The sequence below is a fragment of the Streptomyces sp. CB02923 genome, assembly GCF_001905005.1.
Taxonomy (GTDB): Bacteria; Actinomycetota; Actinomycetes; order Streptomycetales; family Streptomycetaceae; genus Streptomyces.
On record NZ_LWKZ01000012.1, the window covers coordinates 985,686 to 1,000,772 of the forward strand.

The window sequence follows — 15,087 nt, forward strand, 5'->3', positions numbered from 1 at the left end:
GGCGAAGGTTGACGCGTCAGGTCTTCTTGCGGAACTTGTTCACCGCGAGGGGCGCGAAGACCAGGGTGATGCCGGCGGTCCAGGCCAGGGTGATCAGGACCGGCTGGGCGACCGCGCCATGGCCGTTCATCAGGGCGCGGGCCGCGTCCGCCAGGTTCGACAGCGGGTTGATCTTGGTGAACGCCTCCATCCAGCCCGGCATCGTCGTGGGCGGGGCGAATATGGAGGAGCCGAACTGCAGCGGCATCAGCACCATGAAGCCGACGCCCTGCACCGCCTGCGGGGTCTTCATGGTCAGCCCGAGCAGCATGAAGATCCAGGTCAGCGAGGAGCCGAAGAGCAGCGCCAGGGCGACGGCCGCCAGCAGCTCCAGCGGGCCGGTCCGCAGGTCGAAGCCGATCAGGAACGCCAGCGACAGCAGGATGACCGTGGAGACCAGCATCCGCCCGGATTCCACGAGCATCTTCGCCGTCAGCACCGAGGAACGGGCGATCGGCATCGTGCGGAAGCGGTCCATCACCCCCTTGTTGAAGTCGTCGTTGACGCCGGAGCCGACCGACATGGCGATGTTCAGACCGCCCATGGCCAGCAGGCCGGGGATGATGTAGTTGACGTACGCGGAGCGGTCGCCGCCCAGGCTGCCGCCCATCGCGCCGCCGAAGACGTACACGAACAGCAGCGTGAAGACGATCGGCATCAACAGGGCGTCGAACATCGACTCCGGGTCGTTCTTGATCTGCATCGCGTTGCGGCGCACGAGGGCGCTCGTGTGACGCAGATGGGCACGCAGGCCGATCCGGCCCTCGTCGGCACCCGGCCGCTGCGGCTTGCCCGGCGCCGCCACCGTCGCGGCACTCATGCCGGAACCTCCTCGAACTGCTTGTCCTGTACGTCCTGCGGGTCCTGCGATCCGTCCTGCGGGCCGCCACCGTCGGCCTCCGAGGTCTTCTGGCCGGTGATGGCCAGGAACACCTCGTCCAGGCTGGGCAGGTGGGTGTTGATGCCGGAGAGGACGAAGCCCCGCTCGCCGAGCATCCCGACGACGGCGGACAGCTGCTCGTCGCTGACGATCGGCACGTTGACCACGCCGTCCGCGTGGTCGGCGGTGGCGCCCGCGATGCCGTCCAGGCCGGCCTGCGCGATGGCGCCGGCCATCCGGTCCAGCTCGGCGGCCTGCGCCGGGCGTATCTGGAGCGTACGGCCGCCGACCTTGGTCTTCAGCTCGTCGACCTTGCCCTCGGCGATGACCCGGCCGCGGTCGATGACCGTCAGCTCGTTGGCCAGCTGCTCGGCCTCTTCCATGTACTGGGTGGTGAGCAGGACGGTCGCGCCGTCCCGCACCATGCTGCGGACCTCGTCCCAGACCTCGTTGCGGGTGCGGGGGTCGAGGCCGGTCGTCGGCTCGTCCAGATACAGCACCGCGGGCCGGCCGATCATCGAGGCGGCCAGGTCCAGGCGGCGGCGCATACCGCCGGAGTACTTCGAGGCGGCCCGCCCCGCGGCCTCGGTGAGCGAGAACCGCTCCAGCAGTTCGTCCGCCCGGGTGCGGGCGTCCTTGCGGGAGAGGTCGAGCAGCCGCCCGATCATGTACAGGTTCTCCCGGCCGGAGAGCTTCTCGTCGACCGAGGCGTACTGCCCGGTGAGGCCGATGGTGCGGCGCAGCGCGCGCGGCTGGCGCACCACGTCGAAGCCCGCCACGGTCGCGGTGCCGGCGTCCGGCACCAGCAGTGTGGACAAGCAGCGCACCAGCGTCGTCTTGCCTGCACCGTTCGGCCCGAGCACGCCGAGTACGGTGCCTTCCCTTACATCGAGATCCACCCCGTCCACGGCCTTCACGTCGCCGAAGTGCTTGACCAGCCCCCGCACTTCGACGGCGTTCCCCGCGCCGTTGGATGTCGTCTTTCGCGTCATGCCCCCACGATGACAGCCCCCACTGACAAACGACCGACATCCGACCGACAGGGCAGGTGGGATGGGGTGGGGCGGGGCGGACCACGGCGGGGGCGGACCACGGCGGGGGCGGACCACGGCGGGGACGGAGGGGCCGGGAGCGGAAACACCTCCCCCGCCGTGACCCCCGCCGCGGCGGACCACGGCGGGGGAGGGCGGTCGAACCGGTGCCCCCGCAGGAGACGCGATCACCGGTGACGCGTCAGCGGAAGCTGTGCTCCCTGGCCGGGAACGCGCCGCCGACGACCTCCTCGGCGAAGTCCCGGGCCGCGGTCCCCAGGACGTCGCGCAGGTTCGCGTACTGCTTGACGAAGCGGGGCACGTGGCCGCTGGTCAGGCCCGCCATGTCCGTCCAGACCAGGACCTGCGCGTCGCAGCCGACGCCCGCGCCGATCCCCACCGTCGGGATGTGCAGTGAGCGGGTGGCCTCGGCGGCCAGCTCGGCCGGTACGGCCTCCAGCACCACGGCGAAGGCCCCCGCGTCCTGTACGGCCTTGGCGTCGCGCAGCAGCTGCTGGGCCGCCTCCTCGCCGCGGCCCTGCACCGGGTAGCCGCCGTACGCGTTGACGGACTGCGGCGTCAGGCCGACGTGGGCCATGACCGGGATGCCGGAGGAGACCAGCAGCTCGATCTGGTGGGCGGAGCGCTCGCCGCCCTCCAGCTTCACCGCGCCGACACCGGCCTCCTTGACCAGGCGGGTGGCGTTGCGCAGGGCCTGTACCGGGCTCTCCTGGTAGGCGCCGAAGGGCAGGTCGGCGACGACCAGGGCGCGCTTGGTGCCGCGGACGACGGCCGCGGACAGGATCGTGATCTCGTCCATCGTGACCGGCACGGTGGATTCGTACCCGAGGTGGCAGTTGCCCATCGAATCGCCGACGAGCAGCACGGGGATGCCGGCCTCGTCGAAGACGGAGGCAGTCATCGCGTCGTAGGCGGTGAGCATCGGCCACTTCTCGCCGCGCTCCTTGGCGGCCGCGATGTCGCGCACGGTCACCCGCCGCGAGCTCTTTCCCCCGTACAGCGCCTTGCTGCTGTCGGATGCGGGCGCGGGTGTGGGCGTGGGTGTGGGCTCGGAGGTGGAGGCGGGTGCGGATGCGGGCGTGGTGGTCCCGCCGGGCGCGGGCGTCCCCTCCGCGGCCGGATTCCGGGCAGGCGAAAGCTGCGTCATGGTGACGGCTCCTGTTCATCATCTCGAAGCGCCCTGACGGCGTCTCCGGACTCGCTTCCATGCTGGCACGCGCGGCCGGGGGAGTGGAAGGGGCGCAGGGCGGGGGGAGGCAAGGGGAGCGAGGGAGGCAAGGGGAGTGGGGGAGACGGGGGGAGTAGGAGACGGGGGGCGGGCGATGTGGCTGGTACGGAAGTAATACGGAACGGGGCCGTATCGGAACGCGCGTACGCTGTCGTCATGGCCAGCTCAACGACACCCCCCGGCATAGCCGCCGCGCCCCGGCACGTACCCGAGCACATCCACCGCCGCCGCTGGGCGATCCTGTCCGTCCTCATGCTCAGCCTGCTGATCGTGGTGCTGGACAACTCGATCCTCAACGTGGCGATGAAGACGATCGCCACCCCGGCCCCCGTCGGCCTGGGCGCCACCCAGAGCCAGCTGGAGTGGGCGATCAACTCCTACACGCTGGTCTTCGCGGGGCTGCTGTTCACCTCCGGGTTGCTCGGCGACCGCCTGGGCCGCAAGAAGGTGCTGATTTTCGGCCTGCTGGTGTTCGGCGCCGGCTCGGTGCTGGCCGCCTTCGCCGGGTCACCCGGGCAGCTCGTCGCCTTCCGGGCGGTGATGGGCCTGGGCGGCGCCTTCGTGATGCCCTCCACGCTCGCCGTCCTGATGAACGTCTTCGAGCGGGACGAGCAGCCCAAGGCGATCGGTATCTGGGCGGGCGGCGTGGGCCTGGCCATCGCGATCGGACCGATCGCGGGCGGTCTGCTGCTGGACCATTTCTGGTGGGGATCGGTCTTTCTCGTGAACGTTCCGATCGTTCTCGTCGCGTTGGTCGCGATGGTCCTCCTGGTGCCCGACTCCAAGAACCCCTTGCCGGGCAAACTGGACCCGGTCGGCGTGCTGCTCTCGGTCGTCGGCCTGGTGCTGCTCGTGTACGGGATCATCAAGGGCGGCCAGCTCGCCGACTTCACCGACCCGCAGGTCTTCGGCACGGTACTGGGCGGTGTGCTCGTCCTGGTCGGCTTCGTGCTGTACGAGAAGCGCATCGATCATCCGTCGCTCGACATCAATCTCTTCCGCAAGCCGGCCTTCTCCGCCGCCGTCGGCGCCATCGCGCTGGTCTTCTTCGCGCTCATGGGCGTCACGTTCTTCGGCGTCTTCTACATCCAGAGCGTGCGCGGCTACACGCCGCTTCAGGCGGGCCTGCTGATCCTGCCGCTGGCCGGCGCCCAGATGATCTTCGCGCCGCGGGCCCGGCACGTCGTCGACCGCTTCGGCTCGCGCGCCGTCTGCACGGTCGGGATGCTGCTGGTCGCCGCCACCCTGGCGGGCTTCCTGCTGCTCGACACCGGCACCCCCATCTGGGTGATGGAGGTGCTTTTCTTCGTCCAGGGCACCGGCATGGCGCACATCATGCCGCCGGTCACCGTCTCGGTCATGCAGTCGCTGCCGCGCGAGAAGGCGGGCTCCGGATCGGCGATCAACAACACGTTCCGGCAGGTCGGCGGCACGCTCGGGGTCGCCGTACTGGGCTCGCTGCTGTCCACCGTCTACCGCGACGGCATCGAGGGGACGCTGAACTCCGTCCCCGGCCTGCCGGACGGCGCCCGGCACGCGGCGGGCGAGTCCATCGAGGCGACGCTCGGCCTCGCCCGCCGGCTGGGCCCGGCGGGCAGGCCGCTGATCGACGAGGCGAACGCCGCGTTCGTCCACGCCATGCACGTCACCGCGCTCGCCTCGGCCGCCGTCGCGCTGCTCGGCGCGGTGGTGGTCGCGGCCTTCCTGCCGGGCAAGATGGGAACCGGCACGCGCGGTACGGACCGGGCGGAGCAGGAACAGGCGGGAGCACGGGCATGAGCGGGACGGCGGGGGCGCACACGACGGGGGCGGACACAGCAGGGACGCACGCGGCGGGGGCGGACACGACGGACGGCGCCCCGGGGGCCGCTCCGGGGGGTGCCTCGGAGGACACCCCGGACGGCGCCCCGGAGGAGGCTCCGGAGGACACCCCGGACGGTGCCCCGGAAGACACCCCGGAAGACGCCCCGGACCCCCGCCGCGGGCGCCCCCGCAGCGCCGCCGCCGACACCGCGATCATCGAGGCGGTGCTGCGCATGATCGAGGACGGTGTCTCCATAGGCGAGATGTCGATGGAGCGCATCGCCCGTGAGGCGGGCGTCGGCAAGGCCACCGTCTACCGGCGCTGGCCGGGCAAGAGCGCCCTGATGCTGGACGTGATGCGCTCGCTGGACACGGACATCCCGCCGCCGGCCGGTGTGTCCGTACGCGACGATCTCGTGGGCATCATCGAGTTCCTGCGCATCCGCGGCCTGGCCAAGCGCAACTCGGCGCTGCTGCGTACCGTCGTCACGCACGTCAAGGCGCAGCCCGCGCTCTGGCGGGAGTACCACGAGACGGTCGTGCAGGCCCGCCGTGACGTGCTGCTGTCCGTACTGCGCCGCGGTATGGAGCGCGGCGAGGTCCGCGCGGACCGGGACATCGACCTGCTCGCCGACCTCTTCGTCGGCCCGGTGCTGTCCCGGGCCATGCTGCACGAGTGGGCGGACCTGCCGGAGGGGCTGGCCGAGGAGATCGTGGACACGGTGCTGGACGGCGTACGGCCGCCGGACTGACCGGCCGGGGCCGGGGCCGGAGTCGAAATCCTAGAGTCGCAGTCCCGGAGTCGCAGTCCTAGAGTCGCAGTCCCGGAGTCGAAGTCCCGGAGTCGAAGTCGGGTCCGCAAAGCGCCCCGAAAACGTCAACCGGCGGACTACAGCGCCCCATCGAGCGACAACCGGCCGCAAAACGCGACATCACCTGACCGCTCCATGACGGGACTATGCCCGTTCTGTCACAGCCGCCGCCGTGTCCCCCGGAGCCGGAACCCCCGGCCGTCAGCGTGCCGTCCTCACTTGTAAGAAAGCACATTACGGACCATCGCCTAGGGTCGGAGACCACAGGCGGGGCGTACGGAGCAAGGCAGTGAGGACGGCGGCATGGCGCAGGCATACATGACGGAGTCGGGGCAGGGGCAAGACCCTGAGCGGGCCGCCTCCCGAGCGCGGCGTCTGCGCGGCTGGTGGCGCCCGGAGGGCATGTGGCGCCGGGGCATCGTGCTCGCGGTGCTGGCGGTCCTGCTGGGCCTGTTGATGATCCTGCACGCGTACGTGCCCAACACGGTGGGCAACCTCGGCAGCCTGCTGGAGACGTTCCTGCCGTGGCTCGGCATGCTCGGCGTCCCGGTGCTGCTGATCGCCGCCCTGCTGCGGCGTTCCCTGACCGCGATCGTCGCGCTGCTGCTGCCCGCCGTCGTCTGGGTCAGCCTCTTCGGCGGGCAGCTCACGGACAAGAAGGGCACCGGCGGCAACCTGACCGTCGCCACCCACAACGTCGACGCCGACAACCCCGACCCGGCGGGCACGGCCAGGGACATCGTGAAGTCGGGCGCGGATGTGGTCGCCTTGGAGGAGCTGACCGGTGACGCGCTGCCCAAGTACAAGGAAGGGCTGGCCAAGGCGTACCCGTACCGCACGGTGCAGGGCACGGTCGGACTGTGGAGCAAGTACCCGCTCTCCGGCGCCGCGCCCGTGAACATCAAGATGGGCTGGACCCGGGCCCTGCGCGCCACCGTCCAGGCGCCCGACGGCCGCCAGGTCGCCTTCTACGTCGCGCACCTGCCGTCGGTACGGGTCAAGCTCAACGCGGGCTTCACCGCCAACCAGCGCGACGACAGCGCGGCCGCCCTCGGAGAGGCGATCTCCCGGGAGACCGTCAAGCAGGTCATCCTGCTCGGTGACCTCAACGGCACGATGAACGACCGTTCGCTGGCCCCGGTCACCGCGCAGATGCGCTCGGCCCAGGGCGCGGCGGGCGACGGCTTCGGCTTCAGCTGGCCGGCCGGCTTCCCGATGGCGCGGATCGACCAGATCATGATGAAGGGGATCGACCCGGTGTCCTCCTGGTCGCTGCCCCGGACCGGCAGTGATCATCTTCCGCTCGCCGCCTCGGTCAAGATCTGACAAAGCCCGGACGTCCGCCGCACCCCGCCCGAGCAGGTTCTTCCCGCTCGGTGCCGGGCTGCTCCGGTCTGTCCGCCGCCCCTGCGTAACATTCCGTTCTCCCGGCGGAATGAATGGGCTGAGAGACTTTGTTCCGTAGAAGAACTTACGGACATCCTGCCGCGTACGCCGTACGGAACCCCCGGTGCCCCAGACGCACCGCACGCACCGCACCGCACCGCCGTGCCCGGGACCTCCGTACGCACCGTTTTCGAAAGGTCTCTCATGCCCCTGGCGCTGCTCGCGCTGGCCGTCTCCGCCTTCGGCATCGGCACGACCGAGTTCGTGATGATGGGCCTGCTGCCCAATGTCGCGGGTGATCTGGGTACGTCCGTGCCCACGGCCGGCTATCTGGTCTCCGCCTACGCCCTCGGCGTCGTCATCGGCGCCCCCCTGCTGACCGCGCTCGGCTCGCGCATCCCGCGCAAGCGGATGCTCCTGCTGCTGATGGCCGTCTTCACGGTCGGCAACCTGGCCTCGGCCCTGGCGCCCAACTTCGGCCTGCTGATCGCGGGCCGGCTGCTCGCCGGGCTCCCGCACGGCGCGTTCTTCGGCGTCGGCGCGGTGGTCGCCGCCCGGCTGGTCAAGGAGGGGCGGCAGGCCCGCGCGGTGGCCACCATGTTCCTCGGCCTGACCGTCGCCAACATCGTCGGCGTGCCCGCCGCCACGCTGCTCGGCCAGCACCTCGGCTGGCGCGCGACCTTCCTGGTCGTGGCCGCCATCGGACTGGTCGCGATGGCCGCGCTGGCCCGCCTCGTACCGCACATGCCGCACGAGGAGCGCGGCGGCGTGGCCCGCGAGATCCGCGCCATGGGCAACCGGCAGGTCGTCCTCGGCCTGGTCACCGCGGTCTTCGGCTTCGCCGGCGTGTTCGCCGTCTACAGCTACCTCGCCTCGATGATGACGGAGGTGTCCGGCTTCGCCGAGGCGTCCGTACCGCTGGTCCTGGCGCTCTTCGGCGCCGGCATGACGCTGGGCGCGCTGGCCGCGGGCCCGCTGACCGACCGCGCGCTGCGGCCCACGCTGTACGGGGCGCTCGGCGCCCTCGCCGTGACCCTCGTGGTCTTCAATTACGCGGTGCACGTCAAGTGGGCGGCCCTGGTCTGCGTCGTCATCCTGGGCGCGGTCGGCTTCATGACCACCACACCACTGCAGATGCTGGTCATGAAGAAGGCCCAGCACGCGCCCACCCTGGCCTCCGCCTCCAACCACTCGGCGTTCAACCTGGCCAACGCGGGCGGCGCGTGGATCGGCGGTGTGGCCATCGCGGCGGGCTGGGGCTGGACCTCCCCGGCGCTGGTCGGCGCGGTGCTGGCCGTCGTCGGCCTGGGCATCGCGGTGGCCGCCGGGCTGCTGGACCGCGGCGGCTCCGCGTCCTCGCGCATCGTCGCGAGCAGTGAGTACGCGGACGGGGCGCCGGCGGAACTGCCGGACCGGGTGAGCTGACCCGGCCCCACCGGAGCACACCGAGGGCGGCCCCCGGCCACGACGATCGTGGCCGGGGGCCGCTCTTGTTGCCGGTACCGGCCGTCAGGCGGGGGCCTCGGCGGTGGCGGTCAGGACCGCGCGGCCCAGGGTGTGGCCGGCCATGGTGAAGCCGAGGACGGCCGGAGTGGCGTCGGCCGGGACGCCGATGGACTCGACGTCGAGGGCGTGCACCACGACGAAGTAGCGGTGCGGCCCGTGCCCGGCGGGCGGGGCGGCCCCTGTGAAGCGGGCCGCGCGGGCGTCGTTGGGCAGCTGGTAGGCGCCTGCGGGCAGGCCCGCGCCGGTGTCGCCCCCGGCCCCTTCGGGCAGCTCGGTGACGGTGGCGGGGATGTCGGCGACCGCCCAGTGCCAGAACCCGGACCCGGTGGGGGCGTCGGGGTCGTAGACGGTGACGGCGTAGCTCTTGGTGCCTTCCGGGGCGTGCAGGGCCGTGCAGGGCCGTGCAGGGGGTGGTGGAGAAGGGGTCGGCGGCGATCTCGCGGAGTCGCGTGGTGGCGTGCCGCCCGGAGTCGCGTGGTGGCGTGCCGCCGTCCTTGCCGGACGGGAGGCGTGCCGCCGTCCTTGCCGGACGGGAGGCGGGCCCCCGTCCTTGTCGGACGGATGGCGGGCGCGGACTCACCGACGGATCGACCATAGCATCGATAATCGATTATCGGATTGTTCATCTATGATGTGCCCATGAATCAGACGACCCCCGACCCGGCCTCCCCGGGAAAGCGGATGCTCTCCGAGCAGGTCTACGCACATCTGCGGGACGCGATCATGCGCGGGGACCACGCCCCCGGTGACGCCCTCAAACCGCAGGACCTCGCCAAGGAGCAGGGCGTGAGCCTGGCCGTCGTGCGCGAGGCGCTCGTACGGGTGGTCGGCGAGGGCCTCGCCGACCGGCTGCCCAACCGCGGCTTCGCCGTCCCGGCCTTCTCCGACCGCCGCTGGCAGGAGATCGCGGAGGCCCGCCGGACCATCGAACCGGTGGTGCTGCGCCTGGCCGTCGAGCGCGGCGACGTCGACTGGGAGGCGCGCGTACGCGCCGCCCACCACCGCCTCACCCGCACCCCGGCGTACCTGCCGGAGGAGGGCGAGCACTACAGCGGCGCGTGGGCCGAAGCCCACCGGGTCTTCCACCGCACCCTGCTGGAGGGGTGCGGCAACCCCGCCCTGATGGAGACCTTCGACCGGATGTGGACCGCGAGCGAACTGGCCCGCCGCTGGTCGGCGCACCGCAACCCCGGGCGGGACGGCGCCGACGAACACCGTCGGCTGGAGGAGGCGGCGCTGGCCCGCGACGCCGACACCGCGGCCGAGGTGCTGACCCGGCACCTCACCCTGACCGCGGCCGGACTGACCGGCTGCGCCCACGACGGACCCGCGAAGGATGCCTGATGACCGGGTACGAAGCGAGCGTCGGCCGCCACTGCCACGACGCCGTCAAATCCCTGCACATGTGCATGTACTTCGCGCCGGAGCAGCAGGACGAACTCGCCGCGCTCGGCCTGGAGCGCGGGCCCATGGCCTACTACGCGGGCCGCGCGGCGCCGCTCGGGGCGGTCGGCGCGGGCACGGTCGCGGCGGCGTTCTACAACTTCGACCACGAGCACGTACGGCAGTACATACCCGCCGCGTGGACGGTCACCACGCCGGAAGCGGTGCTCGCGGCCCGGCTGCGCGCCGCGGACCGGGCGCTGCGGCGGCTGCTCGGCGAGGAAGCCTGCACGTCCGCGGAGATGGCCGAGGCGGCCGGGCTGGCGCTGCGCGCCACCGAAGCCTGCCGCCGGGAGGCACGGCCGCTGTACGCCGCCAACGCCGACCTTCCCGTCCCCGGAGAACCGCACCTGGCCATGTGGCACGCCGCGACGCTGCTGCGCGAGCACCGGGGCGACGGCCACCTCGCCGCCCTGGCCGTCGCCGGTCTGTCCGGGATCGAGGCGCTGGTCCTGCACAACGCCACCGGCACGGGGCCGACATCGGCACTGCTGATGCAGACCCGCGGGTGGTCGGCGGAGCAATGGGCCGCCGCCCGGGACCGGTTGCGCGAGCGCGGCCTGCTGGACGGGGCGGGGGACCTCACGGTGGCGGGCGCGGCCCTGCGCGGCGAGGCCGAGGCGCTCACCGACCGCCTCGACGCCGCCCCGTACGACCACCTCGGCCCGGCCGCCACCGCGCGGCTGACCGAGCTGGCCGACGGCTTCACCAGGGCCCTCAGGGAGGCGGGCGCCTTCCCGGCCCACGCGTTCGGCAAGGGCTGAGCTGCCCGGCTTCGGCAAGGGCTGAGCTGCCCCGCTTCGGCAAGGGCTGAGCTGACCGCTCGCGGGGCCGGCCGCCAGGCGCCGGCCCCGCGTCCCGTATCGCTACTTCTGATACCCGAGGACCGTCATCATCCCGGACTCCGCGTGGTAGACGTTGTGGCAGTGCAGCATCCACAGGCCGGGGTTGTCGGCGTCCAGGTCGACGTCCAGCCGGCGGCCCGGCAGCACGATCGCGGTGTCCTTGCGCGGGCCACCGTCCGGCAGCGCGAAGGTGTGCCCGTGCAGGTGCATCGGGTGCCACATGGTGGTGTTGTTGCGGAACGACAGCCGTACGCGCTCCCCGGCGCGCACCGGATAGCGCTGCGACGGCTCGTACTTCTTGCCGTTGACGGCCCAGTCGTACTTCGCCATCGAGCCGGTGAGGTCGAACCGCAGGGTCCGGTCCGGCTTGCGCGCCGCCAGGCGCACCGGCCCGTCGGCCTTCAGCCGGTCGGCCGTCAGCAGCCGCCGGTCCAGCTCCGCCGGCCGTACGGACGCCGCGGGTGCCGCCCCGCCGCCGGTGCGCAGCACGGCCAGCGCGGACCGCTTCTTGCCCTCGGCGAGCGCGGTCAGCGGGAAGACGCCGTCCTTGACCGTGACCACCACGTCGTAGCGCTCGCCCATGCCGAGCAGCAGGGCGTCCGTCGGCGCGTGGGTGACGGGGTAGCCGTCGGTGTGCGTCACCGTCATGGTGTGGCCGCCGAGCGCGACGCGGTAGGCGGTGTCGCCGCCCGCGTTCACGAAGCGGATGCGGACCCGGTCGCCGGGCCGCGCGCGGAAGGTCTGCGGGTCCTGCGGGGTACGGCCGTTGACGAGGTGGTACGGGTAGTCCACGTCGCCCGCGTCACCGCCCAGCAGCTTGCTGGTGGCGCCCATCAGCATGCGGGAGGGGCCGGAGGGGGACGGCGCCTTGCGGCCTCCCATGGAGTGGGCTCCGTGATCCATCCCGCCGTGGTCCATGCCCCCGTGGTCCATCCCGCCGGATCCGGATCCGGAGCCGGATCCGGAGCCGGACCCAGACCCAGATCCAGCCCCGTGGTCCATCCCGCCCATGCCCTTGGAGAGTTCGGCCAGCACCGCGTCCGGTGTGCTGCCGTCCACCCCGTCGACCCAGTCGTCCAGGACGACGACCCACTCCTTGTCGTAGGCCAGGGGCTCCTTCGGGTCCTCGACGATCAGGGGCGCGTACAGGCCGCGGTCCTGCTGCACGCCCGAGTGCGGGTGGAACCAGTACGTGCCGGGGTGGCTGACGGCGAAGCGGTACGTGAACGAGGCGCCCGCCTTGACGGGGCGCTGGGTCAGGTCCGGCACGCCGTCCATGTCGTTGCGCAGGGCCAGGCCGTGCCAGTGCAGGGACGTGGCTTCGGGCAGGTGGTTGGCGAGTGCCAGCTCCAGGGTGTCGCCCGCGGTGACCCGTACCTCCTTGCCGGGCAGGCCGTCCCCGTAAGCCCAGCTGGCGACCGTACGGCCGCCCAGGTCGAGCCGGGTGGCGGTGGCGGTGAGCGCGACCTTCCGTACGGGGCCGGAGCCGCGCTTCGCCTCGGCGGCGGCCACTTCCGGGCCGTCGGGGGAGACGTAACCGCCCGGCGCCTGCGCCGGGTTGCCGGTGTGGCCCGGGTGGCCGTCCGTGCCGGAGCCCGGCGAGCAGGCGGCGAGCAGGCCGCCGCCGGCGGCTGCGATGCCCGCGCCGAGCACGGCGCGGCGGGTGTGCGTACGCATGATGAAGAAACACCTCGCGGTGGTGGGAAACGGTTGCGGTGAGCGCGTGGGTGCCGGGCCGCGGACGCCAGGCAGGCGTCGGCGGCCGGGCCGCGCTTCTACACGCGCAGGACCGAGAGCCGGGCGAGGTGTTTGTGCCGGGGGACCGGTGGCGGCAGGGGGCGCAGACCGCGCAGCAGCCGGGCCCGTACGGCGGCCAGGAGGTCGGCGGCCTGCCGGTCCAGCAGCCGCCCCGTACGGACGAGGGCGAGTACGCAGAGGGAGAGCACGGCCAGGCAGACCGCACCGGGATCCATGGCGTGGTGGTCGTCGACTACGGAGACCGCGCCGTCAGGGGCGAGTGCCGGAGAGGCGAGTGCCGGAGAGGTGTGTGCCGGAGGGGCGAGTGCCGGAGAGGTGATCGGCGCCGGGGCGGAAGCGTGCTGCCGGACCTCGTGTCCCTGGTGCTGCGCGCCCGGCACCGGACCGGGGGAACCGTGCCCGCCCCCCGGGTGCCCGAGCGTGTGCATGCCCACGATGCCGACGATCAGCGCGGCGAACAGCAGCAGACGGCCGCACCACGCGGCGGCCTTCCCCTGTCCTCGCACTGCGTACGGCATGTCGACGGCCCTCCCGGTACCGCTGTCCAGCACCCTACCCCTACGGGGTATGCCCCTCCTGCGTGCCCCGCTCCGCGCCCACTTTGCCTATCCTTGACCTTTCCAAGCGCCCCTGGCGTCCGGCCCGACCACCAGGATGTCCGTGCAGCCGAGCAAGAGCCGCCGTGCCGCCCCCGTACTCCTCCTGCTCGGCGCGGTCGCGTACACCGCCTGGGTCCTGGAGGTGGTCCTGTCCACCGGCCTCGACCCCATCCGGACGTACGTCAGCGAACTGGCCGCCGCCGACCAGCCGCTCGGCGGCCTGTTCCGCGCCACGGACCTGCTCGCCGGGCTGCTGGTCCTGGCCGGGGCGGCCGCCGCGCTCCGCACCCTCCCGCGCCGCCCCTGGGCGACGGCCGGCTGGGCCGCGCTCGCCCTCTTCGGCGCCGCCACCGCCGTCGACTCGCGGCTGCCGCTGAGCTGCACGCCGACCAGCGACCCGGAGTGCGCCGCCCGGGAGACCGCGGGCCTGGTGCCCGCCACCCACACGGCGCACGCGATCAGCAGCACGCTCGCCATGGTGGGCGCGCTGGCCGCGCTGGTCCTGCTGACCGTCGCCGCCCGCCGGTACGGCTGGTGGCCGCCGCTGGGCCGCCTCGCACCGTGGCTGACCCTGGCCGAACTGGCCGCCACGGCCTGGACGCTCTCCTCCATCGCGGCCTTCACCGAGGGCCACGGCACCTGGGCGCTCGGCGTCGGCCAGCGCCTCCAGGTCCTGCTCGTCGCCCTGTACGTGGGGCTGCTCGCGTGGTGTGTCGGGCGAGCGGGCACCACTACGGGGAGGGAAGGGGATACGGCATGAGCGGGGACGGCGGGCGGAACAGACGGAAGAGCACGAGGGGCGGCCCCGCGGACGGGCCCGGCCCCGTCCCCGGCCGCATGCTGCGCGTCGACGGGGTGGTGCTGCACGTGCTGCGCGAGGGCAGCGGACCGGTGTGCGTGCTCAGCGGCGGACTGGGCATGAGCTGGTTCGACTGGGACGCGGTCGCGGCGTGCCTCGCCCCGCACCGTACGGTGGTCCGCTTCGACCGGCCCGGCCTGGGGCTCAGCGCGCCCGCCCCGGAGCCGCCCACCGCGGCCGGCGAGGCCGCCCGGATCGCGCACGTCCTGGACGCGCTCGGCCTGCCCGGACCGTGCACCGTCGTCGGCCACAGCCTGGCCGCCTTCCACGCCGAGGCGTTCGCCCGGCTGTACCCGGACCGTGCCGCGGGTCTCGTCCTCGTCGACGGCAGCGTGGAGGAGGACCCGCGCCCGCTGCTGCCGCGTACCGTCCGTACGGCCTGGGCGGGCGGCCTGGCCTCGGTGCTCTCGGCCGCCGGGGTGCCGCGCGCCCTCGGCCCCGCCGCGCGCCGCCTGACCACCCGCGCCCTGACCGTGCGCGACCACCCGGGCGACCCGTACGAGACCGGCGCCTACCGCACCAGCCGGGTGCTGCGCGCCTGCGCCCTGGAGAACGCGACGTACGCCTACCAGGCCGCGGAGGTCGCCGCGCTGCGCCCGGACCATCCGCTGTGGGGCCTGCCGGTCACGGTCCTGGCGGCGTACGACGGCAGCGAGACACCGCGCGAGCTGCGCTGGCTGGAGCGGCAGCGGGCGCTGGCCACGCAGCTCGGCGGCACCTTCGCCGTCGCCGCCCCGGCCGGGCACCTGGTGATGGCCGACGCGCCGGACGCGGTGGCCACGGCCGTCCTGTCACTCACCGCCGACCCGGACCTCGAAGGCCCACAGCGAGGACGGTGAGCGCACCGAAAGGCCCGCAGCGAAGACGGTGAGCGAGC

Annotated in this window: 13 protein-coding genes and 1 pseudogene; 8 read left to right on the plus strand and 6 right to left on the minus strand. The window is 72.9% G+C overall.

The genetic code is table 11. The features are described from left to right. Positions 1-16 precede the first annotated feature (16 nt). From A6A06_RS15995 to panB, 3 genes are all read right to left on the minus strand, one after another. A complete protein-coding gene (locus tag A6A06_RS15995) occupies positions 17-859 on the minus strand; it encodes an ABC transporter permease (RefSeq protein ID WP_073761836.1) in 843 nt (280 codons plus the stop codon). Further along, a complete protein-coding gene (locus A6A06_RS16000) occupies positions 856-1,911 on the minus strand; it encodes an ATP-binding cassette domain-containing protein (protein WP_073761837.1) in 1,056 nt (351 codons plus the stop codon). The genes A6A06_RS15995 and A6A06_RS16000 overlap by 4 nt, the downstream gene beginning before the upstream one ends. A gap of 241 nt (positions 1,912-2,152) precedes the next feature. Next, complete coding sequence (gene panB, locus A6A06_RS16005; protein WP_199930889.1) at positions 2,153-3,118, minus strand: 3-methyl-2-oxobutanoate hydroxymethyltransferase; 966 nt, start codon at positions 3,116-3,118, stop codon at positions 2,153-2,155. A gap of 237 nt (positions 3,119-3,355) precedes the next feature. Between panB and A6A06_RS16010 the strand changes: the two genes are divergently transcribed. The 4 genes from A6A06_RS16010 (at position 3,356) to A6A06_RS16025 (ending at position 8,625) form a co-directional block, all read left to right on the plus strand. Continuing rightward, positions 3,356-4,978 carry an MFS transporter gene (locus tag A6A06_RS16010; protein WP_073761838.1) on the plus strand — a complete coding sequence of 541 codons (1,623 nt, stop codon included), beginning with the start codon at positions 3,356-3,358 and terminating at the stop codon, positions 4,976-4,978. Next, entirely contained in the window at positions 4,975-5,754 is a 780-nt protein-coding gene (locus A6A06_RS16015; protein ID WP_242440757.1) for a TetR/AcrR family transcriptional regulator, read from the plus strand. The genes A6A06_RS16010 and A6A06_RS16015 overlap by 4 nt, the downstream gene beginning before the upstream one ends. 378 nt (positions 5,755-6,132) lie before the next feature. Continuing rightward, positions 6,133-7,140 (plus strand): endonuclease/exonuclease/phosphatase family protein, encoded by a 1,008-nt coding sequence (locus A6A06_RS16020; RefSeq protein WP_073762200.1) that lies wholly within the window; start codon positions 6,133-6,135, stop codon positions 7,138-7,140. Positions 7,141-7,404: 264 nt separating this feature from the next. Further along, positions 7,405-8,625 carry an MFS transporter gene (locus A6A06_RS16025; protein ID WP_073761839.1) on the plus strand — a complete coding sequence of 407 codons (1,221 nt, stop codon included), beginning with the start codon at positions 7,405-7,407 and terminating at the stop codon, positions 8,623-8,625. A gap of 84 nt (positions 8,626-8,709) precedes the next feature. On the opposite strand, the pseudogene A6A06_RS16030 reads toward A6A06_RS16025, so the two are convergent. Continuing rightward, positions 8,710-9,087, minus strand: a pseudogene (locus A6A06_RS16030) (YbhB/YbcL family Raf kinase inhibitor-like protein); the annotation flags it as partial. A 258-nt stretch (positions 9,088-9,345) separates the two neighbouring features. Between A6A06_RS16030 and A6A06_RS16035 the strand changes: the two are divergent. Together A6A06_RS16035 and A6A06_RS16040 are read left to right on the plus strand one after the other, a co-directional pair. Next, positions 9,346-10,050, plus strand: coding sequence for a GntR family transcriptional regulator (locus A6A06_RS16035; protein WP_073761840.1), 705 nt, complete (start codon positions 9,346-9,348; stop codon positions 10,048-10,050). Then, complete coding sequence (locus A6A06_RS16040) at positions 10,050-10,913, plus strand: SCO6745 family protein (RefSeq protein WP_073761841.1); 864 nt, start codon at positions 10,050-10,052, stop codon at positions 10,911-10,913. Before A6A06_RS16035 ends, A6A06_RS16040 begins: the two co-directional genes overlap by 1 nt. Before the next feature lie 102 nt (positions 10,914-11,015). Here the strand turns inward: A6A06_RS16040 and A6A06_RS16045 are convergent, their stop codons facing one another. Both A6A06_RS16045 and A6A06_RS16050 read right to left on the minus strand, forming a co-directional pair. Beyond that, the gene (locus A6A06_RS16045; RefSeq protein ID WP_073761842.1) at positions 11,016-12,671 is read right to left on the minus strand and encodes a multicopper oxidase family protein; all 1,656 of its coding nucleotides are present in this window, start codon (positions 12,669-12,671) and stop codon (positions 11,016-11,018) included. A gap of 98 nt (positions 12,672-12,769) precedes the next feature. Next, positions 12,770-13,270, minus strand: a complete 501-nt coding sequence (locus A6A06_RS16050; RefSeq protein WP_199930945.1) for a hypothetical protein — start codon at positions 13,268-13,270, stop codon at positions 12,770-12,772. Positions 13,271-13,406: 136 nt separating this feature from the next. Here A6A06_RS16050 and A6A06_RS16055 point away from each other — a divergent pair, with 136 nt between their 5' ends. After that, the gene (locus A6A06_RS16055) at positions 13,407-14,111 is read left to right on the plus strand and encodes a DUF998 domain-containing protein (protein ID WP_073761843.1); all 705 of its coding nucleotides are present in this window, start codon (positions 13,407-13,409) and stop codon (positions 14,109-14,111) included. After that, complete coding sequence (locus tag A6A06_RS16060) at positions 14,108-15,049, plus strand: alpha/beta fold hydrolase (RefSeq protein ID WP_079194037.1); 942 nt, start codon at positions 14,108-14,110, stop codon at positions 15,047-15,049. Before A6A06_RS16055 ends, A6A06_RS16060 begins: the two co-directional genes overlap by 4 nt. Positions 15,050-15,087 lie beyond the last annotated feature (38 nt).

What these genes read in the sequence shown, in the direction of transcription:
- A6A06_RS16060 (WP_079194037.1), top strand. Translation starts at nt 14,108, where the DNA reads ATGAGCGGGGACGGCGGGCGGAACAGACGGAAGAGCACGAGGGGCGGC.
- A6A06_RS16000 (WP_073761837.1), bottom strand. Translation starts at nt 1,911, where the DNA reads ATGACGCGAAAGACGACATCCAACGGCGCGGGGAACGCCGTCGAAGTG.
- A6A06_RS16015 (WP_242440757.1), top strand. Translation starts at nt 4,975, where the DNA reads ATGAGCGGGACGGCGGGGGCGCACACGACGGGGGCGGACACAGCAGGG.
- panB (WP_199930889.1), bottom strand. Translation starts at nt 3,118, where the DNA reads ATGACGCAGCTTTCGCCTGCCCGGAATCCGGCCGCGGAGGGGACGCCC.
- A6A06_RS16025 (WP_073761839.1), top strand. Translation starts at nt 7,405, where the DNA reads ATGCCCCTGGCGCTGCTCGCGCTGGCCGTCTCCGCCTTCGGCATCGGC.
- A6A06_RS16020 (WP_073762200.1), top strand. Translation starts at nt 6,133, where the DNA reads ATGACGGAGTCGGGGCAGGGGCAAGACCCTGAGCGGGCCGCCTCCCGA.
- A6A06_RS15995 (WP_073761836.1), bottom strand. Translation starts at nt 859, where the DNA reads ATGAGTGCCGCGACGGTGGCGGCGCCGGGCAAGCCGCAGCGGCCGGGT.
- A6A06_RS16050 (WP_199930945.1), bottom strand. Translation starts at nt 13,270, where the DNA reads ATGCCGTACGCAGTGCGAGGACAGGGGAAGGCCGCCGCGTGGTGCGGC.
- A6A06_RS16045 (WP_073761842.1), bottom strand. Translation starts at nt 12,671, where the DNA reads ATGCGTACGCACACCCGCCGCGCCGTGCTCGGCGCGGGCATCGCAGCC.
- A6A06_RS16055 (WP_073761843.1), top strand. Translation starts at nt 13,407, where the DNA reads ATGTCCGTGCAGCCGAGCAAGAGCCGCCGTGCCGCCCCCGTACTCCTC.
- A6A06_RS16010 (WP_073761838.1), top strand. Translation starts at nt 3,356, where the DNA reads ATGGCCAGCTCAACGACACCCCCCGGCATAGCCGCCGCGCCCCGGCAC.
- A6A06_RS16035 (WP_073761840.1), top strand. Translation starts at nt 9,346, where the DNA reads ATGAATCAGACGACCCCCGACCCGGCCTCCCCGGGAAAGCGGATGCTC.
- A6A06_RS16040 (WP_073761841.1), top strand. Translation starts at nt 10,050, where the DNA reads ATGACCGGGTACGAAGCGAGCGTCGGCCGCCACTGCCACGACGCCGTC.